General features: G+C 61.4%; 18 protein-coding genes. 14 read left to right on the top strand and 4 right to left on the bottom strand.

Annotated elements, in window-relative coordinates:
- Positions 1-216: 216 nt before the first annotated feature.
- From ACOYW0_RS15970 to ACOYW0_RS15930, 9 genes are all read left to right on the top strand, one after another.
- The gene (locus ACOYW0_RS15970) at positions 217-1815 is read left to right on the top strand and encodes an ASKHA domain-containing protein (RefSeq protein WP_482414824.1); all 1599 of its coding nucleotides are present in this window, start codon (positions 217-219) and stop codon (positions 1813-1815) included.
- A 175-nt stretch (positions 1816-1990) separates the two neighbouring features.
- A complete protein-coding gene (locus ACOYW0_RS15965; protein WP_482414823.1) occupies positions 1991-3454 on the top strand; it encodes a sigma-54 interaction domain-containing protein in 1464 nt (487 codons plus the stop codon).
- Between the two features lie 363 nt (positions 3455-3817).
- Entirely contained in the window at positions 3818-5002 is a 1185-nt protein-coding gene (locus tag ACOYW0_RS15960; protein ID WP_482414822.1) for a mandelate racemase/muconate lactonizing enzyme family protein, read from the top strand.
- A 58-nt stretch (positions 5003-5060) separates the two neighbouring features.
- Entirely contained in the window at positions 5061-6479 is a 1419-nt protein-coding gene (locus ACOYW0_RS15955) for a trimethylamine methyltransferase family protein (protein WP_482414821.1), read from the top strand.
- 163 nt (positions 6480-6642) lie between these two features.
- Complete coding sequence (locus ACOYW0_RS15950) at positions 6643-8217, top strand: BCCT family transporter (RefSeq protein ID WP_482414820.1); 1575 nt, start codon at positions 6643-6645, stop codon at positions 8215-8217.
- A gap of 51 nt (positions 8218-8268) precedes the next feature.
- Positions 8269-8649 carry a RidA family protein gene (locus tag ACOYW0_RS15945; RefSeq protein WP_482414819.1) on the top strand — a complete coding sequence of 127 codons (381 nt, stop codon included), beginning with the start codon at positions 8269-8271 and terminating at the stop codon, positions 8647-8649.
- A gap of 28 nt (positions 8650-8677) precedes the next feature.
- Entirely contained in the window at positions 8678-9310 is a 633-nt protein-coding gene (locus ACOYW0_RS15940) for a cobalamin B12-binding domain-containing protein (RefSeq protein ID WP_482414818.1), read from the top strand.
- 56 nt (positions 9311-9366) lie between these two features.
- Positions 9367-10167, top strand: coding sequence for a dihydropteroate synthase (locus tag ACOYW0_RS15935; RefSeq protein WP_482414817.1), 801 nt, complete (start codon positions 9367-9369; stop codon positions 10165-10167).
- Positions 10168-10702: 535 nt separating this feature from the next.
- A complete protein-coding gene (locus tag ACOYW0_RS15930) occupies positions 10703-11440 on the top strand; it encodes a hypothetical protein (RefSeq protein ID WP_482414816.1) in 738 nt (245 codons plus the stop codon).
- A 6-nt stretch (positions 11441-11446) separates the two neighbouring features.
- Here the strand turns inward: ACOYW0_RS15930 and ACOYW0_RS15925 are convergent, their stop codons facing one another.
- The 3 genes from ACOYW0_RS15925 to ACOYW0_RS15915 all read right to left on the bottom strand — a co-directional run bounded on the left by ACOYW0_RS15925 (position 11447) and on the right by ACOYW0_RS15915 (position 13299).
- Positions 11447-12064: a DUF2284 domain-containing protein gene (locus tag ACOYW0_RS15925; protein WP_482414815.1), complete on the bottom strand. Its 618-nt coding sequence runs from the start codon at positions 12062-12064 to the stop codon at positions 11447-11449.
- A 458-nt stretch (positions 12065-12522) separates the two neighbouring features.
- A complete protein-coding gene (locus tag ACOYW0_RS15920; protein WP_482414814.1) occupies positions 12523-12780 on the bottom strand; it encodes an SHOCT domain-containing protein in 258 nt (85 codons plus the stop codon).
- Positions 12781-12894: 114 nt separating this feature from the next.
- Positions 12895-13299 (bottom strand): periplasmic heavy metal sensor, encoded by a 405-nt coding sequence (locus ACOYW0_RS15915; RefSeq protein WP_482414813.1) that lies wholly within the window; start codon positions 13297-13299, stop codon positions 12895-12897.
- Positions 13300-13866: 567 nt separating this feature from the next.
- Between ACOYW0_RS15915 and ACOYW0_RS15910 the strand changes: the two genes are divergently transcribed.
- Together ACOYW0_RS15910 and ACOYW0_RS15905 are read left to right on the top strand one after the other, a co-directional pair.
- Positions 13867-15648 (top strand): ATP-binding protein, encoded by a 1782-nt coding sequence (locus ACOYW0_RS15910; protein WP_482414812.1) that lies wholly within the window; start codon positions 13867-13869, stop codon positions 15646-15648.
- Positions 15649-17016: a sigma 54-interacting transcriptional regulator gene (locus tag ACOYW0_RS15905; protein WP_482414811.1), complete on the top strand. Its 1368-nt coding sequence runs from the start codon at positions 15649-15651 to the stop codon at positions 17014-17016.
- A 748-nt stretch (positions 17017-17764) separates the two neighbouring features.
- On the opposite strand, the gene ACOYW0_RS15900 is transcribed toward ACOYW0_RS15905, so the two are convergent.
- A complete protein-coding gene (locus ACOYW0_RS15900) occupies positions 17765-19498 on the bottom strand; it encodes a PHA/PHB synthase family protein (RefSeq protein ID WP_482414810.1) in 1734 nt (577 codons plus the stop codon).
- Between the two features lie 225 nt (positions 19499-19723).
- On the opposite strand from ACOYW0_RS15900, the gene ACOYW0_RS15895 reads away from it, so the two are divergent.
- The 3 genes from ACOYW0_RS15895 to ACOYW0_RS15885 are packed head-to-tail and all read left to right on the top strand — an operon-like array spanning position 19724 to position 22298.
- Entirely contained in the window at positions 19724-20560 is an 837-nt protein-coding gene (locus ACOYW0_RS15895) for a phosphate ABC transporter substrate-binding protein (RefSeq protein WP_482414809.1), read from the top strand.
- Positions 20560-21423, top strand: coding sequence for a PstC family ABC transporter permease (locus ACOYW0_RS15890; protein WP_482414808.1), 864 nt, complete (start codon positions 20560-20562; stop codon positions 21421-21423). Before ACOYW0_RS15895 ends, ACOYW0_RS15890 begins: the two co-directional genes overlap by 1 nt.
- Positions 21420-22298 (top strand): PstA family ABC transporter permease, encoded by an 879-nt coding sequence (locus tag ACOYW0_RS15885; RefSeq protein ID WP_482414807.1) that lies wholly within the window; start codon positions 21420-21422, stop codon positions 22296-22298. The genes ACOYW0_RS15890 and ACOYW0_RS15885 overlap by 4 nt, the downstream gene beginning before the upstream one ends.
- Positions 22299-22302 lie beyond the last annotated feature (4 nt).

Here is a 22302-nt window from a genome sequence, read left to right as displayed (position 1 = left end):
CGAAAAGAAAGCAAGTTAATCAGAAAAACCACGACCCTGGCTTTCGACATAATGACATGGGTATCTCCAGCAAAAACGGTTGCCGAATTTCATCCGTCACGCGAATGCCTTGAGAACACACGCATAACGTCCTCCCCCCATGCATTCGCCATAGGGTTTCCAGGTGCCCCCACCTGGCCGCCGGAGGCATGTTTTTTAAATGAAGGGCTTTTTAAAATGAAACAACACACCCTCACCCTCCTGCCGGGACGACGGGTCATCGTCTGCCGGGACGGGGAATTCATCGCACCGGCCCTGGCATCGGCCGGTATCTTCCTGCGCACGGACTGCGGGGGCAAGGGGGTCTGTGGCAAGTGCCGGGTGACCCTTGAGTCCGAATCCGTGGCCCGGGTCTCAGGCGACGAAGAGACCGGCCTCAGCCGCCTGGCCTGCCGGACGAAAATCCACGGCGACATCGAACTCACCATTCCGGCAGCCACGCTCATGACAGCCACCGCCGTCACCAAGGCCCCGGCCCTTCTCCCTTCCGGCTACACCCCGACAGGTGAGGACTTCCGCGAAGACGACCTGGGCGTGGCCGTGGACCTGGGCACCACCACCATCGCCCTCTACCTCGTGAGCCTCTCCAGCAAAAAGCTCATGGGATCCCTGTCGGTGAAAAACCCCCAGACCGTCTTCGGGGCCGATGTCATGGCCCGCATCGACGCGGTGCGCAAAAACGACGAGGCCCTTACCACCCAGCGAACCCTTGTGGTGCGAGCCATCGAGTGGGGATGCCGGGAGCTGCTCACCCAGGCAGGCACCCAGGCCGAACAGCTCAAAAGCATTGTGGCCGTGGGCAACACCACCATGATCCACATCCTGGCCGGGGTCAGCCCGGCCCCGTTGGGCGTGGCCCCCTACGCTCCGGTCTTCACAGATATCAGACGCCTGGCCTTTGACGACCGGGTCTTCACCCTGGCCCCCTCCACCCGCTGGACCACCCTGCCCCTGCTCTCGGGGTTCCTGGGATGCGACATCATCAGCGCGGCCCTGGCCGTGAACCTGGTGAACGCGCCCGCCGGGACCCTGCTGGTGGACATCGGCACCAACGGGGAGATCATGCTGAAAAACCACGACGGGATCTACGCCGCCTCCTGCGCCACGGGTCCTGCCTTTGAGGGCGGTGCCCTTTCCTGCGGTATGCCCGCGGTGGAAGGCGCCGTGAACCGCGTCACCATCAACCCAGACACCGGCCGGGCAGACTTCACCCAGATCGGCGAGCCCGGCACCGGGGCCACCGGCATCTGCGGCTCCGGTATCATAGGCGCCATGGCCGAGCTCCTACGCACCGGCCTGGTGCTCCCGGACGGGCGATTCGACACCCGGCGCATCCCGGGTGCCGTGGGTACGGATTCCCAAGGGCTCCCGGCCTACACCATTGCCCCGGAGAACAAGGCATCGGGTTTTCCGCCGGTCCTCATCACCCAAAAGGACATCCGGGCCCTGCAGCTTGCCAAGGGCGCCCTCATGGCAGGCATCGAGCTGCTCCTCAAACGAGCGGGCATGGACGCCCCCACCGAGGTGCTCCTGGCCGGGGCCTTCGGCAGCGTCCTGCGGGAAGACGATGCCCTGGCCGTGGGCATGCTGCCCCAAGGCAGCCGGGGAAAGATCCGCTTTGTGGGCAATGCCGCCGGTACCGGGGCGGTGCTGGCCCTGTGTGACCGAAAAAAGTTCTCCGCCATGGAGGCCCTTGCCGCCACCACCCGGGTCTTCAACCTTGCCGATGACCCGGCGTTCAACGAACTCTTCATCAACGCCCTCAGCTTTCCGTAAAGCACCGCGAAAAACCAGCCTCCGGGGGCCAGGGAATACATCCCCTGGCCCCCCCGGGTTGCGAATGCGTTATCCCGGCTAAAACCACTTTCCCCTTGAAACCACAACGCCACCTCCTTTAAAGTTCTTTTCATCCACCATGACCCCACCACCGCTTTAAAAAAGGGACGCTGCCATGACGGATCCGGACACTCTCTACAAACGCATCGGCCTCAGCCTGGAGGACCTCACGGGCATCCTGTCCGAAACCGACGACGGGGTCCTCATCACCGACGCCAACGGAATGATCCTCTTTTACAATGAGGCCCTGTCCCGCATCGACAGCACGGAACGCAGCCTTGCCCTGGGGCGCCAGCTCACAGAGGTCTACACCGTCACCGAAGAGGACAGCCCCACCCTTGCCTGCCTGGCCACGGGCCGAACCATCATCCACCACACCCAGTTTTACCGAACCCGCCATGGGCGAGCGGTCTTTGCCATGCAAAACGTGTTCCCCCTCTTTGACGGGCCACGCCTCAAGGGAGCCATCTGTTTTGTCAGGGAGTACAGCGCCATTGAACGGGAGGTGGACGCAACCTCGCGGTTCCGCCTCGGAAACAGCACCGAGAGAGGCAGGGAAAAGCGGTTTACCTTCGGGGACATCGTCGGCAGCTCCCCTGAGCTGCAACAATGCCTTCACACCGCCAAAATGGCGGCCGATTCCCCGTCCCCCATCATGATCTACGGGGAGAGCGGGACCGGCAAGGAGCTCTTTGCCCAGTCCGTTCACAACGACGCCCCCTGGCGGGACAGCCCCTTTGTGGCCGTCAACTGCTCGGCCATCCCGGAAACCCTGCTGGAAGGCATCCTCTTCGGAACCTCCAAAGGGGCCTTTACCGATGCCCGGGACAAGGCCGGGCTCTTTGAAAAGGCCAACGGAGGGACCCTGTTCCTGGATGAGGTCAACTCCATGCCCTTGGGGCTTCAGGCCAAGCTGCTTCGGGCCATCCAGGAGAAAAAAATCAGGCGGGTGGGCTCGGCCACGGAGATCAGCATCGAAGTCAAGATGATCAGCTCCGTCAACGAGGAACCCCGGAAAGCCATTGAAACCGCCACCCTTCGGCAGGACCTCTACTATCGCCTCGCCGTGGTCCACATCGCCATCCCCCCGCTTCGAGAGCGCATGGAGGACATCCCCCTTCTGGTGGACCATTTCATCGCCAAGTGCAACACCAAGCTCAACCGGGCCATCCGCAGCGTCTCCGACGAAGTCATGGGCCTTTTTCATGCTTACGCCTGGCCCGGCAACATCCGGGAGCTGGAACATGTCATCGAAGGGGCCATGAACCTGGTGGGCGACCTGCACCAGATTGAGCGCATCCACATGCCCAGCCACTTCATGGCGTCGGTGACCCAACCCGACACCCCACCGGTTAAGGGCACTGCGCCCCGGGCCCCGGAGACTCTCCCCCTGCCGCCCATGAAAACCGGTGCTTCGCTGCCTGAACTGCTCAACACCTATGAAAAGACCATCCTGAACCGCCAGCTCGCCGCCCATGACGGCAACGCGGCCAAAGCGGCGCGTTCACTGGGGATTTCCCGCCAGCTCATGTACCACAAGATGCGAAAACTCGGCATCCCGGGAGACCGGCACCGATAACCCAGTGCCCTATGCGCCCATCTGGCCACAGCACGGCAAAGCAAATAGACAAATATATTTTTCTTTTTCCGACAAATTTATTTGTCAGTCCCCACCAAGCACGACAAAAATATTTGTCATTCGGTGTTCCCTGTCCGTAAACTGTCCATCATGTTACAATGCGACACTCCGCCACAACCCACTGAAACACAAGACTATTTTTTTAAATCGACCTCCTCTCATCTCTTTTTTTCCTGCCAAAAAGGCAAGCATGGCCCTCCTCTTGCAATAAAAAACAGTGCCATTTACGGAAGGTTACCTCCGTGAGGCGTTTGTTTTCCCATGCACCAGGCAATGCCCAACATCACACAGGAGACAAGACAAATGAAAATAACTCGTGTCCAGGCCACGGCAGTCAGCATCCCCTTTGACGCTCCTTATATCTGGTCCGTCGGGGAATACACGGGCATCACGCGCGTCATCGTGGAAGTGGAGACCGATGACGGGATCGTGGGCATCGGAGAGGCGCCGTCCTGGGAGTGCGAAGCAGACATTAACGATCACATGGCGCCCAGGCTTATGGGGGCAGACCCCTTTGACCTGGAAGCCTGCGAACTCCTCTGTGTCCCGGAGACAAAGGTTCTGACCAACACGGACGGCAACACCCCGCTGAAATCCTTCGGGGGCATTGAGATGGCCCTCTGGGACATCCGCGGCAAGGCCTGGGACATGCCCCTGTACAAGCTGCTCGGGGGCGCGGTCCGCAAGGAGATCCCCTTTACCGAGTACTACGCCTTCCGCCCCCAAAACGGAAACGCCGGGGGCCTGAAAACAGCCGTAGAGATCGCAGATTACTGCGCCCGCATGCGCGCAGAGCACGGCTCCACCTTCTTTGAAGGCAAATGCTCCACGGGTAACCCCGCCCTGGACATTGAGGTGACCCGGGCGGTGCGGGAGGCCGTGGGCGAGGACGCCATGATCCGCCTGGACGGCAACATGGCCTGGACCCTTCCCTCGGCACAGCAGCTCCTGGCCGGCATCGAGCCCCTCAACATCCGGAACTTCGAGGACCCGGTCCCCACCTTCTGGGAAATGGAAAAACTGCGCAAGCACTCGGCCATCCCCTTTTCCACCCACACCCCGGACCTTGCCCTTGCCACGCGCATCGGGGTGCCGGACACCTTCGTATTGAACCTTACGGCCCTGGGGGGGATCTCCCGGACCCTGCGGTTCATCGCGGCCTGTGAGCACATGGGCATCGGGTTCTGGTTCTACAGCGGGGACACGGGCCTTGCCACCACGGCCTACATGCACGTCACCGCCGCCGTGCGACACATCTGCGAGCCCCACCAGTCCCTCTTCCGCTTCATGACCGAAGACGTCATTGAGGAAGGGCCGTACAACGTCGTCAACAACACCGTGCCCGTCCCCGAAGGGCCGGGCCTCGGGGTGACCCTCTCCCGGGAAGCCATGGAGCGGTGCCACCGGCGGTTTGTGGAGCAAGGCCCCATGGACCAGTACCGAAACCCTGGAAACAACAATACGTACCTGCGTGTGCCCCTGGGGTAAAAGAATAACGGCCCAGCGCCAAGTCAAGCCACCACTTCAAGTCAAGGATAAGGACACCGTGAACCAAAAGCTTCAAAAAATCCACGAGGCATCCATGACCATTCTCTGGGACGTGGGCGTTCGCCTCCACCACCGGCAGACCCTGGAGACCTTGGAGAAAAACGGAATCCGCGTGGAGGGAGACACCGCCTTCTTCACCGAGGAACAGATCATGGAACGGGTTCGCCAGGCCCCGTCCCACTTCACCCTCCATGCCCGAAACCCGGAACATGACGTCACCGTCGGGGCCGGCACCACAGCCTACATCGGCGGGTACGGCAGCCCAGCCATCATTGAAGCCGACGGGTCAAGGCGCAACGCCACCTTCGCAGACTACCTCCGGTTCATCAAGCTGGTGCACCAGACCCCTGAGTTTCGCATCAACGGGGGGATTCTTGCCCAGCCCTCGGACATCGCCTCGGCCCAGTTCCAGCTCCTCATGACCTACGCGGCCATGCGCTTTTCCGACAAGTGCATCATGTCCCAGCCCGGCTCCGCCCAGGAGGTGGAGGCCGTCATGGAGATGGCCGCCATCCTCTTCGGGGGCCCGGACGCCCTGCGGGAAAAACCGCGCCTCATTGCCCTGATCAACACCCTGAGCCCCCTTCAGATGGACACCCACACCCTGGAGACCCTGTGGGCTTATGCCACCCACCGCCAGCCCGTTATCATCGGGGCCGGGGTCATGTGCGGCACCACCGCCCCGGTGACCCTTGCAGGGAGCCTGGCCCAGGGCAACGCAGAGACCCTGGCCGGTGTGGCCATCGCCCAGATCATCCAGCCCGGCACCCCGGTGGTCATGGCCATCAACACCACCCCGGTGGACATGCGCACCGCAGGGGTCAACATCGGCTCACCGGATCACGCCCTGGCCGTCACCTACTGCGCGGGTTTGTCCCGCATGTACGGCATCCCTTGCCGCTGCGGCGGCACCAACACCGATGCCAACGGCCCCACAGCCCAAAGCGGGGCCGAAGCCATGATGTCCATGTTCGTCTCGTTGCAGGAGAAGGTCAGCCTGGTCATCCACAGCGCCGGTATCCTTGACGGGTGGGCGGCCATGTCCTTTGAAAAATTCATCGCCGATGTGGACATCATCCGCCGGGTCGAGCGGTTCTTTGCCGACACGCCGGTGGATGACGACGCCCTGGCCGTAGACGCCGTGCGGGCGGCAGGTCCGGGGGGGCAATACCTCACCTCGCCCCACACCATGAAGAACTGCCGCAAGGCGTCCTGGATTTCCGACATCGCCCTGAGCGGCCCGCTGCCCGAAGGCACCACGGCCTTTGAGGCATCCATTGGGAAAGTCCACCAGACCATGGAGTCCCTGGTGGGGACCTACAAAGAACCGGCCCTGCCCCCCGAAACACAGGGGGACCTTGAAAATTACCTGAAGGAAAAAGGAGTGGACCTGACCGTTTTGAACCACCTGACCTGACCGGAAACCATTGACCCTTTTTGATGATGTATGCGTCTGTTTCCCGGCCGGTCCGCAGCCCATGCAGCCCCAGGACCTGCCGGGAATGCCTGCCACCGCCTGTGCCCCTGGCCTCAAACAGTCACGGCCCACACGGCGGCAACTGAGAGTAAGGAGGAGTGAGATGAGCAGCATGAGTCAACATGAAAGCACCACCACCCCGCCCACCCCAACCCCAGCCGAGCCTCCCGCGGCCTGGTTCCTTCGCATGGACCGGTTCGTTGTGGGCATGTCCATGGCCGCCATCGTGGGTTTCATGGCCTGGACCCTCATGGCACCGGAAGCCATGAGCAAAGCCATGAAGGCCTTTTTCAACTTTGCTACCCACCAGTTCGGCTGGCTCTACCTGATCACCGGCATCTTTTTCTGCGCCTTCGCCCTCTGGCTGGCCTTTGGTCCCTTCGGTCACGTCAAGCTGGGCAAAGACAATGAAAAACCCCGGTTCTCCTTCTTCTCCTGGTTCAGCATGATCTTTGCCTGCGGCTACGGCATCGGTGTGGTCTACTGGGTGGCGGCCGAGCCCCTGAGCTTCTACTCCTCGCCCCCCTTCGGCATCGCCCCCTTGAGCCAGCAGGCCGGAGAGATCGCCCTGGCCTACACCTATTTCCACTGGGGCTGGACGCCCTGGGCCATATACCTCGCCATTTCGGCTCCCATCGGCTACCTGATGTTTCGACGGGAGGAAGCGCCCCGGTTTTCCACCATGCTGCGCCCCCTCATCGGCACCCTTGCCGACGGCCGCTTTGGCAAGACCCTGGATGCCTTCCTCGTGCTGGGGACCATCTTCGGCATCGCAACCTCGGCCGGTTTCGGCATCATGCAGCTTGCCTCGGGCCTCAACCACTTCTTCGGGCTGACGGTCAACGCCGGGCTCTACCTGCTCATCGCCGGTATCTGGCTCGTCCTCTACACGGCAAGCTCCATCTCGGGCATCGACAAGGGGATCAAAATCCTCAGCAACATCAACATCCCCCTGGCCATTGCCCTGATGGCCATGGTGCTGGTCCTCGGTCCCACGCTTTTCATCTGCGACCTGGGCTTCAACTCCCTGGGCCTTTACATCAATAACTTCTTCAAGTTCAGCTTCCACACCGACCCCATCGCCGCAGGCGGGTTTCCCCAGGGATGGACCATCTTCTACTGGGCCTGGTGGATCGCCTGTGCCCCGGCCACCGGCATGTTCATCGCCTCCATCTCCAGGGGCCGCACCATCAAAGAGGTGGTCCTTGTTCACATGGCCGTGGCCCCTTTTGCCACCTGGATGTGGTTCGCCACCTTCGGCTCCACCGCCCTGCACCAGCAGATCAGGCAAGGAGTCGACCTGGTGGGCCAGATGAAATCAGGCTCCGGCGACATCATCTTTGCGGTCCTGAACAACCTGCCCTTCGGCAACCTCATGGGCGTCATGTTCCTCTTTCTCGTCCTCTTCTTCCTGGCCACCACCGTGGACTCCTTTGCCTATGTCTGCGCACAGATCTCCACGCGGAAAAGCCAGGGTCCGGAAGTGCCACCCAAACCCATCCGTGCCCTGTGGGCCATCTCCATCGGTGTCATCAGCGTCACCCTGGTGCTCTTCGGGGAAGGGATCTCCGGGTTGCAGCTCTCCTCCATCGCCGCCTCCCTGCTGATTATCTTTGTGATGATCGCCATCTGCTTTGCCATGGTCAAGCTGCTCAAAAAACATGAAGTACCCCGCTAACCGAACCTTTCCGGGCGGCCCTGCCGCCCGGTTTATCATGGAGACCACACCGTGAAAGAGATCATCACAACACCCCGCGCCCCCGAAGCCGTGGGCCCGTATGCCCAGGCCGTTCGCCACGGCAACACCCTCTACCTCTCCGGCCAGCTCGCCATGAACCCCGAGACAGGCCTCTTTGAACGGGAAAGCGTGGCCCGGCAGACCCTTCGCTGCATGGAGAACATCAAAGCCGTCCTGGAGGCGGCCGGGAGTTCCATGGCAAACCTCCTCTCCTGCACCGTCTTTCTCTCCTCCATGGACCACTTCGATGCCTTCAACGACGTCTATGCCTCCTACTTCCCGGACCATCCTCCGGCCCGGATCACCGTGGCCTCTGCCGGAATTTTCGACGGCCTGGATGTTGAAATCGCTGCCGTGGCAGCCCTGGATTAATCACCCAATCAACGGAGACCTTAATGTGATGTGTGACATGACAGCCCTGACCCAAACCCTCATCGCCGGAGACGGCGACGCCCTCATTGCCCAGGTCAACCAGGCCCTGGACCAGGGCACTGCCCCCAACGACATCCTCTCTTCCGGCCTCATCGCAGGCATGGACATCGTGGGCGAACGCATGGAGACCGGGGAGATGTTCATCCCCGAAGTCCTCATGTCCGCACAGGCCATGGGCGAGGCCGTGGAGATCTTAAAACCCCTTCTCTCCGAAGAGGATGCCACCTCGGCGGGGCGTGTGCTCATCGGCACGGTGAAGGGGGACCTCCACGACATCGGGAAAAACCTGGTGGTGATGATGATGGAGAGCGCAGGCTTTGAAGTGACCGACCTGGGCGTGGACGTGGAGGCCGACGCCTTTATCGCGGCCATCGACGAACTCAAGCCCCATATCGTGGGGCTCTCCGCCCTTTTGACCACCACCATGCCGGCCATGCGGGACACCGTGAACAAAATCGCCGAGGCCGGCAAAAACGAGGGCCTGAAGATCATGGTGGGCGGGGCACCGGTGAACCAGGCCTTTGCCGATGAGATCGGCGCCCACGCCTACGCCTCCGATGCCGGGTCCGCCTGCAAGCTGGCCAAGGCCATGCTCAGGTAAACCTGCCGATGCGGGTGTTCATTTTTCACGGGAATTCATCAATGTAAGGAGAGACCATGTTTACCGTCATCGGAGAGCGCATCAACACCACCCTGAAAAAGGTCAAGGCGGCCGTCACCGAGCGGGACGCCGACTACATCACAGAGGACGTCAAACGGCAGGAGGCCTGCGGGGCCACCTACATCGACGTCAACGCCGGGGCCCGCATCGGCCATGAAGAAGAGGACATGAAGTGGCTCCTCTCCGTCATCCAGGGGGCCACCAAGCTCCCCCTGTGCCTGGACAGCCCGGACCCGGCCATCCTGGAGATGGCCTACGGCCTGGTGGAGCAGACGCCCCTTATCAACTCCATCAGCCTGGAAAAGGACCGGTTCGACCCCATGATGCAGTACCTGAAAGGAAAAGAGTGCCGCATCATCGCCCTGTGCATGGACGACTCGGGCATGCCCAAAACCGTGGATGACATCTTCCACCGGGCCAAAGCCCTGGTGGCCGAACTCGAAGGCATCGGCTTTGCACGGGACGACATCTTCATCGATCCCCTCATCCAGCCCATGAGCGTGGCCCCAGGAAACGGGACCATGGCCATGGACGCCGTGGAAAAAATCATGACCGAGCTCGAAGGGGTCCACACCACCGGCGGACTCTCCAACATCTCCTACGGCCTGCCCCAGCGTAAAGTGGTCAATCGCATCTTCCTGGCCATGATGATGGCCAAAGGCTTTGATTCGGCCATCATGGATCCCCTGGACAAGGAGATCATGGCCGTGCTGAAAACCGCCGACATGCTCAAAGGGGAAGACAACTTCTGCATGAACTACCTGAAAGCCGTGCGCGCCGGCGACATCGTCGCCTGATCCGCCCCTGCCCGGCAGGGGTATTCCCCCGACCCTGCCGGTGCCGGATCCCGCGCGCGACCCGAAGGGCCCATGTCACGGCATGCGGCCCTTCCACAAGGGTTAACGCATTTGGACTTTTGCCTCCGGCGGCTCTGCCGGGGGCCAAACGTTTGCCAATTTAGATGCCTTGGGTTTGACAAACAGGTTTTGCTTTTTGAGGATGCGTCCCTACAGGGCATAGCCCCTCTTCTTTTTTCATTACCGGAACGTTTTTGCGGAGCTTTTTTCAAAAAGCGACCCGCCGGAGGCAACTGGATTTTTACATGCGTTGGCCCTGGCCTTTCCACGTTTCGGCCTTGCCCTCGGCGCGTTGAGTGTGCTATTTTTTTTTAAAAAAATGACCACGGGTGCTTACAATGGCGTAAGCCCCCATAATCGGCAATGTAGCCCGCTTGAACGTCCTTATGGATGGACCGTTCGCGCGGGCTTTTTTTGTGCATAAAAAAACCCGATGTCCCTAACGGGTCATCAGGTTGTGGAGTCTTGTAACATCATGGGAAACACGGGACGCATCCTTACCATCGATGCACGCATCACGCCGGAAGAGGTCCTTGCCCTGGCCGCTTCGGCATGGTCCGACCAACCGGACGCCCCGGCCGTCGCCGAAAAAATCGTGGGGGAGATGAACCGCATCATCCGCCCCGAGGCCCTGTTCCAATGGTTTGATTTAGAAAAGGTCCTGGACGAGGAGATCATGATCACGGAACCGGTCTCCGGCACCTCGGCCCGTCTCACCACCGGCGGATTTTCCCCGTACTTTCACCGGGCCACCCGTTTCCTGGCCGCCCTGTACACCCTGGGCCCCAAGGTGGACACCCTGCTTCACCGCCTTACGACAAAGGACCGGGAGATGGAGGCCCACTTCGTAAACATGGGTTCCCTGGCCGCCCTCACCCGCACCGCCTCGGTCCTCACCCGGCTGGCCGAAAACCGCGCGAAACAGGAAGGGGTCGGTGTCAGCCCCCCTTTGAGCCCTGGCTCCATCGAAGGATGGGAGCTCCACAGCCAGCGTGAGCTGTGCGCCCTCTTTCCCATGGGCGCCATCGGTATCACCCAGGGAGACGACGCCATCCTCTCCCCCATGAACACCCTGTCGGTGGTCATCGCCATCGGCCCGGGATTCACGGACGCAAAGGCCGGCTCCCCCTGCCGCCTCTGCCGCATGGGGGGAAGCTGCACCCTCACCTGCAGCAACCACAAAGCCACCCTCACCCAGAGGGCGGCCGGATAAGACGCATCAGGGGGTCTGCCCCACGAGAACCAGACCGGCCAGGGCCCCCATCTGCCCGTCGGAGGCACAGCTCTCCGAGGTCACCTTGTTCACCGGCCAGCCCGCCAGCTCGCACAGGGCGGTAAAATCCAGGCCGAGCCCCGACATGGAAGGCTTGGAAAGCCCCTCGTGACGGCAGAGCCCCCCTTTGAGCCTCAGGCACTCATCAAACCCACTGCAAAAAAGCGTTTTGCACCCGCCCGTGGCCACACCCATGGTCACCACACACCCCGCCCGTCCGGCAAACCGCTCCAGAATCGCTGCGGTCTCGTGGATCTTCCGGGAGACGGGCAACCGCTCATCGGTCATCAACACCGAGACCGGCAGATCGTACTTGAACACCACCGCCTTTTCATACCAGGCAAGGGAAAGCTGGAACTCCCGTGCCGAGGGCCCGTTGGGCGGACAGTGCCCGGAGGTGCCGTAGCTGGGGCACTGGGGCTCACGGCAGTACCGTACAAGCTCCGGGTTCACCGTCAGTGCCGAAGCGTCCACCACCTCAGCCTCCGAAGCGCCGAACTCCAAGGCAATGGCCACCATCTGCTCTGTTATTTCCTGAAGACTCATGGGTCGGGTATTGGTCATCTGGCCTCTCTGCATCCTGATTGGGTTTGGGTGTCCCCCATGTATATCACAGGTGGAAACCCGGGTGCAGTCAAAATGCACCGTTGTTCGGATACTGCAGGGCCATGGTTCAAGCGGGTAAAAACAAGCCTTTTATGGTTAAAGTCGAATGAACCACAGGATCAAGAAATCTCAGCAAAAAGCAAAAACGATGCCTCCGGCGGCGAGGTGTGCCACCTCGAAAGCAAGTTGCGAATGCACTTTTCCCTTCGTTCCTCAGGGAAAATCACATTCGCTATTGATTCAGATTAAACGGAGTCTGTTTTAAAAAGCTGTTTATTCAACTTTTTAACCGTTTAGCCCCGGCAGGACCGCCGGAGGCATCTTTAACCGGGCTGCCTCCGGCGGCCAGGTGGGACACCTGGAACCCCTGTTGCGAGTGCTTTCCCCCCCTCGGGGTGAAAGCATGTGGGACAGGCTCATCTCTTGTGGAGGGTCTGCCGGGCCTGCCGGTACTCCTCGGCCGTCAGTTCCCCCCGGGCAAACCGGCTGTCCAGAATGGATGCGGCCTCGCCTCCCACGGCAGAGGACGGACTGGCCCCCTGGCAGGTGACGCGCTTAAACGCCCAGAGGACAAACCCGATGAGGGCCGCCCAGAAAAGAAGGTGAATAATCCATCCCCAGGCATGGGGAATTCCCATACCGGAGAAACCGAATAAGGTATTGCACTGCCACATCGTGACCTCCTTGCGGATCATACGAAACATATCATAAAAAAAAGGGCCGACACTCCCCGGACCGATCCGCTCGGTACCAATCCGGGGGTTGTGTCATGACCCTTTGGTTTGAGGCTACCAGTTGTTGTGATGACGCCCCTGGTGGGGTCCGTCACCCATGCCGTGATTCATGCCGGGCCCCATACCCATTCCTTTGTAATGAACCCCTGCGGCCACGGCTTTTTCACGGAGCTGGTCTTTCAGGGCAACGATCTCTCCGGAGAGCTTGCCGGCCGTCTTGGGGTCGGGGTTCTCACCGGCCATGAGGGCGCGGTACTCGCCTTTCTTTGCCGCAAGGTTCTGGCGAAGCTCGGCGGTGTCCTTCATAAAGGCCTGCCGCGCCTGGATCTGCTCGTCGGTCAGGTTCTGCTGGATGCATCCTCCGTCCCTGTATCCGTGATGTGCCCGTCCTGCAAAGACCTGCGTGGCTGTAAATCCGGTGATGGCTACGGCGATAAGGATAAGTGCGATTTTTTTCATGGTCTGACTCCTTTACTGTTTTATTCCAAAATAAATGATTGTGTTGTTTGGTTTGAAACCTGATGCCGGTTGGAGATGCCGGCGTTTGACAAGAAGATATTCCAAGAGCCGTGCCAAGTTCGCTTTTTATTTTTCAAGTCACTGAAAACACAATCTATTTGCACAACATTCTTTTCGTATGGCCATGGCAAGCCATCCTCAGGGTGTGGTATAATGCCCCACCGGGCATGGACCGGGGTGGGGTGTGTCCAAAAATACCCCACATGGCGCCGGGCACGGGGAGACGCCCCCAAAAAAAGCCCTTCATCCCTCCGGGCCATCCCGGCCCGAGCCACGAAACTGATGTATTTTATTTCCGGGGTGTTGACCGCACCCCTGAGATCCGGCATCACCGGTCAGGGGTGGTCCCCGCCCCTCAGCTGTCACCTGCACATAATGGTGGCGTTAATCTTGCATAAGAATCCCCATCGGGGGGATCCGAGTCGTGTATGCGGCAAACAGCCCCCATAAACCGATCCGCCGAAAGGCGCTTTTCACCATCACTGCAACAAAGGTGTGTATGCGGCAATGAAACTGACACTGGAACGATCATCCAACACAAACCGATCCGGAATCTGGGTAGCGGCAGGGGCCGTCATAATCCTCATCCTGGTGGTGCTCCTTCTGGCCGTGCGCAACCATCGCCGTGAGGTGGACAACGCCCAGGCCCTTCTCCTGGCAAAGGGGGACGCCCTCATTCGGACCATCGAAGCGGGCACCCGGGCCGGGATGATGCGGATGCGGTGGGGACGCGGCCAGCTCCAGCACCTCCTGGAAGAGACCGGGCATCAGCCCGGCGTCCTCTTTCTTGCCATCACCACCCCGTCCGGCCGTATCCTGGCCCACAGCGACCGGGACTTTCTGGGTCGAAACCTCACGCTCCCGGAAGGGACCAAAGAGGCCAAAGAGGCCAAAGGCCTCCGCATCCTCCAGCGGGAAGAGGCCGATGGAAACCTCACCTTCCTTGTCTGGCGGGAATTCCGACCCCTGAAAATCGACAAACGGCCCGGACACATGGGGGACCACATGGACGGAATGCACGGCCGGGACCACATGGAAACGTGGAAAGCCAGAAAAGACCATCGCCTCTTCCCTGAAGAGAGGGACAAGCCCCTCATTGTCCTGGCCCAGGACCGAACCCCCTATGAGGTGGTCCGAAACAGGGACCTGCGAAGCACCCTGGTGATCTCGGGGCTCCTGCTCCTTCTGGGTGTCGGGGGCATTGCCTCCCTGTTCTGGTTCCAGAACTACCGCCTGACCCGGGAGAGCTTAAGGGACACCAGCGCCATGGCCCGGGAGGTGGTCACCTCCCTTCCCGTGGGACTCATGGTGGTGGACCGGAGCGGCGCCGTGGCCTTTATGAACCAGGCCGCCGAAAAACTATCCGGCCTCACGGACGACGAGGTGAGAGGCAAGCCCGCCGCCGTTGTGCTGCCCGGCCTCATGGAGACCGTCAACACCGCCCTTGACACAGGCCCCCCCCTCCACGAGGAAGAGCACCTCTGCCGGTTTGCCGCCCACCGGGTCATCCCGGTGAGCATCAGCGCCTCGGACATCGTCCACGAGGACGGCGGCAACGTGGGACGCGTGGTTATTTTAAGGGATTTGCGGGAGGTCAAGCGCCTGGAAAAAGAGCTGCGCCACAAGGAGAAGCTGGCCGCCATCGGAGACATGGCCGCAGGCGTGGCCCACGAAATACGCAACCCCTTGAGCTCCATCAAGGGCATCGCCACCTATTTCAAGGGGCTCTTTGACGAATCCCATGACGCCAGGGAGACCGCAGGGGTCATGATCGACGAGGTGGACCGCCTCAACCGGGCCGTCACCGAACTCCTCACCATCGCCGGGCCCACCCGCCTGGTGACGGCACGCCACGACGTGGGGGAGATTATCCAGCGCGCCGTCCGCCTCGTGGAGGCCGAGGCCGACACCCTGGGTGTGAGTCTCACGGTGAAGGCCCCCGAAACCCCGGTTATGGCCCTTCTGGACGCAGACCGCCTCACCCAGTCCCTGCTGAACCTGTTCCTCAACGCCCTTCAGGCCATGAAGGGCCAGGGCGGAGAGCTTGGTGTCACCCTGGAAGAGACGCCCGAAGCGGTCCGCCTCTCGGTTGCCGACACGGGCTGCGGCATGGACGAGGCAACCCTTGCGAGCCTCTTTGACCCCTATTTCACCACCAAGGCCGACGGAACTGGCCTGGGCCTTGCCATCGTGCACAACATCATCGAAGCCCACGGCGGCACCATTGAGGTGACCAGCCACCCGGGGCAGGGTGCGCGCTTTGACATCGAGCTTCCCCAAGGAGAGTAAATGAGCCGAAAAATAAGGGTCCTCATCGTCGACGACGACCGGGGCCACCGAATCACACTGAACACCCTGCTTACCAGCTGGGGCCACGAAACCGGCATGGCCGAGGACGGCCTCCAGGCTGTGGCCCGCATCAAAGAGGCCTCCTGGGACGCCGTGCTCATGGACGTACGCATGGCCGAAATGGACGGCATCTCCGCCATGAAGGAGATCAAGGCTTACAACCCGGCCATCCCCATTTTGATCATGACCGCCTACTCCTCGGTGGAGACCGCAGTGAGCGCCCTCAAGTCCGGGGCCTACGACTACCTGATGAAACCTTTGGATTTTGACCTGTTGAAGCTGACCCTGGACCGGGCCGTGGAACACGCGGGGTTGAAAGAGGAAAACCGGAAGCTCAAAGCCACCATGGGGGACTCGTCCTTGGATGAGATCATCGGATCCAGCCCGGCCATGAAGGAGCTCGGGGAGATGCTGATGATGATCGCCCCCTCCGAGGCCACGGTCCTCATCACCGGGGAGAGCGGCACCGGCAAAGAGATGGTGGCCCGGCTCATCCACAGGAAGAGCTCCCGGAACCACAACCCCATGGTGGTGGTGAACTGCGCCGCCCTCACCGACACCCTCCTGGAGTCCGAACTCTTCGGCCACGAGCGGGGCGCTTTTACCGGGGCGGACCGGCGGCGCGAGGGTCTTTTCATGCAGGCCGACGGCGGCACCCTCTTCCTGGACGAGATCGGGGAGACCTCAGCTGCCATGCAGGCCAAGCTCCTCAGGGTGATTCAGGAGCGGGAGTTCCAGAGGGTGGGGGGAGAGGCCGTTATCTCCGTGGACGTGCGCATCATCGCCGCCACCCACCGGGACCTGGCCGAGGAGGTCAAGGAAGGGCGCTTCCGGGAAGACCTCTTCTACCGGCTCAACGTGGTCTCCCTTGCCATCCCCCCTCTGCGAAAACGCCACGGGGACATCCCCCTGCTCGTCCAGCACTTTGCCGACACCTACGCTGAAAAAAACCGGAAAATAGTCAAAGGCATCACCCCCGAGGCCATGGACCGCCTTATTCGCCACCCCTGGCCCGGCAACGTCCGCGAGCTGGAAAACACCATGGAACGGGCCGTGATCCTCATGTGCGGCGAATTTATCTCCGAACGGGAACTCCCCATGACCCTCACCGCAGGGAACCACCCCGCCCCCCACCACGATATCCCCCCTTCCATGGCAGGACGCCCCCTGGCCGAACTTGAAAAGGAGGCCATCGTCGCCACCCTCCGGGAAACCGGAGGCAACAAAAGCGAAACTGCAAGGCGCCTGGGCATCAACCGCAAAACCCTTCACCTTAAAATCAAAGCCTACGGCTTGGAGAAAGGGTGAGTCCGATAAAAGCCTAAAGACCAAAAAGGGAGAAAGGGAAAAAAAGGCCTCCGGCGGCAAGGTGGGGGCACCTTGAAACCCTATGGCGAATGCATGGGGGCAGCCGTTACATGAACATTATCGGGGCATTCGCGTGACGGGTGACATACCTCAACCGCCTCTGCAGGAGAGACCTGTTTCATTCTTCTTCAGTAGTGTCCGGTTAGCTTTTTGCATTAAATGAATCGTAACTATTCAGCCCATCATCGTTCTTGAAGGCCGCTTGTCATGTCTTACGTTTCGGGAACCGAGGACCGTAGGGTGTGCTTGCGCACCATTTGTCTGAAAGACCGCCACCCATCGTCATATCCAAGCAATACGCGGCCTCTGTCACCTCGGCTTCGGTGGGCGATACTGTGCTTCGATGGTGCGCAAGCGCACCCTACGTTTCAACTGAGGAGATCGTCCGTTGAAATTGACCTTATGAAAGATATAGTGGTCAATAAAAAACGATCAAAAAAGCGTAAAAAGCCACGTGCAAAGACCTAACCGGACATCACTGATTCTTCTTGAGGCTTTGTGGTGAATGCGTGGAGATCGTTGTGATCCACAGCCCCTGTTACGGGCGTAGCCCGTCAGCGAATGTGATCGGCCTGAGGAACGAAGGCCGGGAGCATTCGCAACCCTGGGGTCAAGGGGCTCAGCCCCTTGCCGCCGGAGGCATGCTTTTTGAAAAGTCATTGATCATAGAAGGTATGCACGCCCATGACTACCGTCCGAACACGTATCGTCCCGGGGCGGGGCAGCCTTCTCCTGTGCCTGTAAACCGGCCCATGGGCGGGGGAGTCCCCTTTTTCCCGGACCCTGCCAGGAGCCACCGCTGCCAGTCGATCCACCAGGAGCCTTCCTTCACCGGGGTGTCGTGGTACCAGTGGCCCGGGGGCATGTAGCGCTGTCCTTCCCTGATGGTGGCGATGCGGTATCTGCGGCCGGGGTGTCCGGGTTCGCTGACGATGCCTGCGTTGTGGCCGCCCCGGGTGAGGACAAAGGTGACGGAGCGGGCGTCCGAGGAGAGGTGGAATTTATAGACCGAGGTCCAGGGGGCCACGTGATCCTGCTCCGTGGCCACAAGAAAAACCGGTTCGTGGATATCGCTTATCACCACCGGGCGTCCTTTGACTTGAAAGCGCCCCTCGGAAAAGTCGTTGTTCAGGAACAGGTCTCGAAGGTAACGGCAGTGCATGCGGCTCGGCATGCGTGTGGCGTCGGCGTTCCAGGTCATCAAATCGTTTAAGGGCTCGCGCCTGCCCATGAGGTAGCGGGTCACCCAGGTACCCCAGATGAGGTCGTAAGCCCTGAGCATCTGAAAGGCGGCGGCCATCTGCCCGGTATCCAGGTAGCCCTGAAAGTGAATGATGTCCTCTAAAAAACTCAACTGGGCATGGCCGATGAAGAGCATCAGCTCCCCGGCCTCGCTGAAGTCGGTCTGGGCGGCAAGAAGGGTAAGGCTCTTCAAGCGATCATCCCCGTCCCTTGCCATGGCCGAGGCAGCCATGGCAAGGACGGTGCCACCCAGGCAGTAACCCACGGCATGGGCCTTTTTGCCTGGGATCACCTCCTCTATCTTGTCCACGGCCTCCATAACCCCCAGCTCGATATAGTCCTCCAGGTCGGTCTCCCGATCCTCGTACCCCGGGTTCTTCCAGGAGACCATGAACACGGTATGTCCCTGGTCCACCAGGTATTTCACCATGGAGTTTTCCGGGGAGAGATCGAGGATGTAGTACTTCATGATCCAGGCCGGGATGATGAGCACGGGGTTGTCCACCACCTCCCCGGTGGCGGGGCGGTACTGGATGAGCTCCATGAGGCGGTTGCGGTAGATGACCTCTCCGGGGGTGACGGCCAGGTCCTTTCCCACGGAAAGCGCGGGTTCGTCCCGGGGCACGGGCCAGCCCCAGAGGCGCAGCATGTCCTCCGCCCAGAAAAGCCCCCCACGGGCAAGGTTGGCTCCCCCCTCTTCCGCGGTGAGGCGCATGAGCTCCGGGTTGGTCCACAGGTGATTGCAGGGAGAAAAAAAGGCCAGCATCTCCCGGCCGAGAAAGGAGATAAACGCCTTGTGCCTCGGCTTCATGCCCGGCACATCCGTGGCATAGGACTCCCACCACCGGCAGCCCTTCTCGTAAATCACACGCATGGAGAGGTAGGGCTCCGACTCCCAGGCAGGATCGTCGCACCGGCAGCGCGATCGGTCCCGATCCGAAAGCTCCGTGGCATCGGCCGGGGGACGTGATCTTTCATCTAAGGCCTCGGCGGCCAGCTCCCAGAACCGGAGCCACAACGTGGCCTGGGTCCCGGGTGAGTTGGCCAGGTGAAGGAGCCAGTCGCTGAAGGCCAGCCCTGTGGCCACCGGTGAAAAATTCATGGTCCAGCGCCCCTGGATGGCATGCCAGAGGCTGTCCAGCTCATGGAAGGGTCGGGATTCGACTCTCTCTTGCGTCATCGGGTTACCCCCTGATGTCGGTTGCGGCAGGCACCTTGTGGTCAGCGGCGAGGCCGGGTCCACAGGTACCGGGATGGTCATGGATCTTGTCTATACGAAGGGGAGGTTGTATTGAATCAATCGATTTGAGGAAGAGGGGCGCTTGTGGTAGCTGAATCTCTCACCTTTTATAGTACTATGACGCATACGGAAAAACCATCACTGAAACGCCAAAGGAGGCGACCCGTGAAACGTGGCATCTTTATCCTTGCGGCCCTTCTGGCCTGGACCCTTTCTCCGCTGACAACCGACGTCCAGGCAGACAACTGGAATGCTTTTGCCCCCTTGAAAGGAGAACTTGCCATCTCCGGCGGCACAGCCCACATCCCCGTCATGAAAACCCTGTCCACCGAGATCATGAAGGCCGCTCCGGCCGTGCGGATCTCCATTGCAGGCGGCGGCTCCGGCCTCGGCATCAAGCAGGTGGGCGAAGGCATCGTAACCATCGGCAACTCGGGCAGGTCCCCCAAACCCAACGAGATCAAAAAATACGGCCTGGTCCTCCACCGGTGGGCCGTGGACGGCGTGGCCGTGGCCGTTCACCCGGACAACCCGGTCCGCACCCTCACCAGCGATCAGCTTCGGGCCATATACGCCGGTACCCTTGCCAACTGGAAGGAGCTGGGCGGCCCGGACCGTGCCATCAACCTCTACACCCGAGACGCCTCCAGCGGCACCCGGTCGGTCTTCTGGAAAAAGGCCCTGGGCAAGGGTGAGATCCACCCCAGAGCCAACTTCGTCAAGTCCAACGGCGCCATGAAAAGCGCCCTTTCAGGAGACCCCTACGGCATCGGCTACCTCTCCGTGGGCCACCTGGACGCCTCAGTGGCAGGCCTTGCCATTGACGGCACCGCCCCCACCCTGGCCAACGTGAAATCCGGCGCCTACCCCATTGCCCGGGGTCTTTACAGCAACACCAAAGGGGAGGCCACCGGCCTTGCCAAGGCGTTCATCGATGCCCTCTACTCCCCCCGAGGACAGGAGATCATTGCCGCCAAAGGCTTTATTCCGGTGAAGGGGTAATGACGCCGCGCCGGAGAGCCCACGAGCTCATTGGTGAAAAGGCGGCCTCCGGGGCTGCCTTCATCACCATGGGCCTGACCCTTGCCATCTTCGGGTTCATGGGCTGGCTGGCGCTGCCCCTTCTGAAAACCGAGGCCCTGTCCACCCTGCTGGCCCCGATCTGGCAGCCGGACCAGGGCCGCTTCGGCATCCTTCCCATGGTGGGAGGCACCCTGGCCGTTGCCCTTCCCGCAACGCTCCTGGCCTTTCCCATGAGCCTTGGCTTTGCCTGTTTTGCCACCCACCTGGCCCCTGTTCGCTTTCGCAAGGTCCTCAAGGCCCTGGCCGGTTTCATGACCGGCATCCCCACGGTGGTCTACGGTTTTTCCGCCGTCTTTCTCCTGGTGCCCCTCATCCGGCAGCTGGGGGAGCGAGGCTCCGGCTTCTCGGTGGTGGCCGCCGTCCTCGTGCTGGCCCTGCTCATCAGCCCCACCATGATCCTCATCCTCATCACCGCCTTTGACGCCGTGCCCCGGGCGTGGCTGCGCAGCTTTACGGCCATGGGCGCCACCCCGGAAGAGACCGTGTGGACCCTTCTTCTGCCCCAGGCCTCCCGGGCCATGGCAGGGGCCCTGCTTCTGGGCCTGGGCCGGGCCGCCGGGGACACCCTCATCGCCCTGATGCTGGCGGGCAACGCCGTGCTGGCACCCACCGACCCCCTGGGACCGGCCCGTACCCTCACCAGCCATATCGCCCTGGTCATGGCCGCGGACTTCGACAGCCCGGAATTCCGCTCGGTCTTTGCCTGCGGCCTGTTGCTCTACCTGTTGGTCTTTGTCCTCACCCTTCTGGTGAGGCGGCTCTCCCGGGGGCCGGAAGCATGAGCCGTCTCAAACGAGCCCTTTTATACGGATTCGCCCTCGTGGCCACCCTGGCCCTTGTGGGCGGAGCAGGCTGCTTTCTGGGGTACATCGTCCTCAAGGGGTTGCCTGCCCTGAAGGTGTCCCTCATCTTCGGAGACGTGCCCCCCTGGGAGGCCCTCACCCTTGCCACCCGGGTCTTTGACGGGCTCTTCCCGGCCATCTGCGGCACCCTCTGCCTGGTGCTCCTGGCCGTGGCCCTGGCCCTTCCGGCAGGGGTCCTCACCGGCATCTGGCTCTGCCACTTCGGCACCCCTAAGGCCAAAGCAGCCCTTTCCCTGTGCATCGACACCCTGACCGGGGTTCCGTCCATCGTGGTGGGGCTCTTCGGGTTCTCCTTTGCCGTCCTTCTCCACAAAATCAGCAACGGCCGCCTCGGACCGGGGCTGTGCGTGGCCGCCCTCAGCCTTGCGGTGCTGGTCCTTCCGGGCATCGTGCGAAACACCCAGCTGGCCCTGGCAGCCATCGGCCCGGACACACGACGGGCCGTCGAGGCCATGGGGGCCACCCAAGTCCAGGCCATCTACAGGGTCTACCTGCCCATGGCCGCTCCGGGTATTTTCCGGGGGGCCATCCTGGCCCTGGGGCGATGTGCCGAAGACACCGCCGCCATCATGCTCACCGGAGTGGTGGCCTCGGCCGGGGTGCCCTACGCCCTCTTCGGGCGATTCGAAGCCCTCTCCTTTACCGTCTTTACCATCGCCTCGGAGTATTCAGGCCCTGAGGAGCTTGCCAGGGGCTACGGCGCCGCCCTGATCCTCCTGCTGCTCTGTGCCGGGCTTTTCGGCCTCTCCGCATGGATCGCCAAGCGCCTTGGCACCGAACCCTCCAACACATAAGAAA

The sequence above is a fragment of the Desulfoluna sp. HI9BLuna genome (assembly GCF_056829775.1).
This window is presented reverse-complemented; position numbering and strand designations above follow the sequence as displayed.

Coding starts and splice junctions, on each gene's coding strand:
- ACOYW0_RS15970 (WP_482414824.1), top strand. CDS start 217: ATGAAACAACACACCCTCACCCTCCTGCCGGGACGACGGGTCATCGTC.
- ACOYW0_RS15965 (WP_482414823.1), top strand. CDS start 1,991: ATGACGGATCCGGACACTCTCTACAAACGCATCGGCCTCAGCCTGGAG.
- ACOYW0_RS15960 (WP_482414822.1), top strand. CDS start 3,818: ATGAAAATAACTCGTGTCCAGGCCACGGCAGTCAGCATCCCCTTTGAC.
- ACOYW0_RS15950 (WP_482414820.1), top strand. CDS start 6,643: ATGAGCAGCATGAGTCAACATGAAAGCACCACCACCCCGCCCACCCCA.
- ACOYW0_RS15940 (WP_482414818.1), top strand. CDS start 8,678: ATGTGTGACATGACAGCCCTGACCCAAACCCTCATCGCCGGAGACGGC.
- ACOYW0_RS15935 (WP_482414817.1), top strand. CDS start 9,367: ATGTTTACCGTCATCGGAGAGCGCATCAACACCACCCTGAAAAAGGTC.
- ACOYW0_RS15930 (WP_482414816.1), top strand. CDS start 10,703: ATGGGAAACACGGGACGCATCCTTACCATCGATGCACGCATCACGCCG.
- ACOYW0_RS15925 (WP_482414815.1), bottom strand. CDS start 12,064: ATGACCAATACCCGACCCATGAGTCTTCAGGAAATAACAGAGCAGATG.
- ACOYW0_RS15920 (WP_482414814.1), bottom strand. CDS start 12,780: ATGTGGCAGTGCAATACCTTATTCGGTTTCTCCGGTATGGGAATTCCC.
- ACOYW0_RS15915 (WP_482414813.1), bottom strand. CDS start 13,299: ATGAAAAAAATCGCACTTATCCTTATCGCCGTAGCCATCACCGGATTT.
- ACOYW0_RS15910 (WP_482414812.1), top strand. CDS start 13,867: ATGAAACTGACACTGGAACGATCATCCAACACAAACCGATCCGGAATC.
- ACOYW0_RS15905 (WP_482414811.1), top strand. CDS start 15,649: ATGAGCCGAAAAATAAGGGTCCTCATCGTCGACGACGACCGGGGCCAC.
- ACOYW0_RS15900 (WP_482414810.1), bottom strand. CDS start 19,498: ATGACGCAAGAGAGAGTCGAATCCCGACCCTTCCATGAGCTGGACAGC.
- ACOYW0_RS15890 (WP_482414808.1), top strand. CDS start 20,560: ATGACGCCGCGCCGGAGAGCCCACGAGCTCATTGGTGAAAAGGCGGCC.
- ACOYW0_RS15885 (WP_482414807.1), top strand. CDS start 21,420: ATGAGCCGTCTCAAACGAGCCCTTTTATACGGATTCGCCCTCGTGGCC.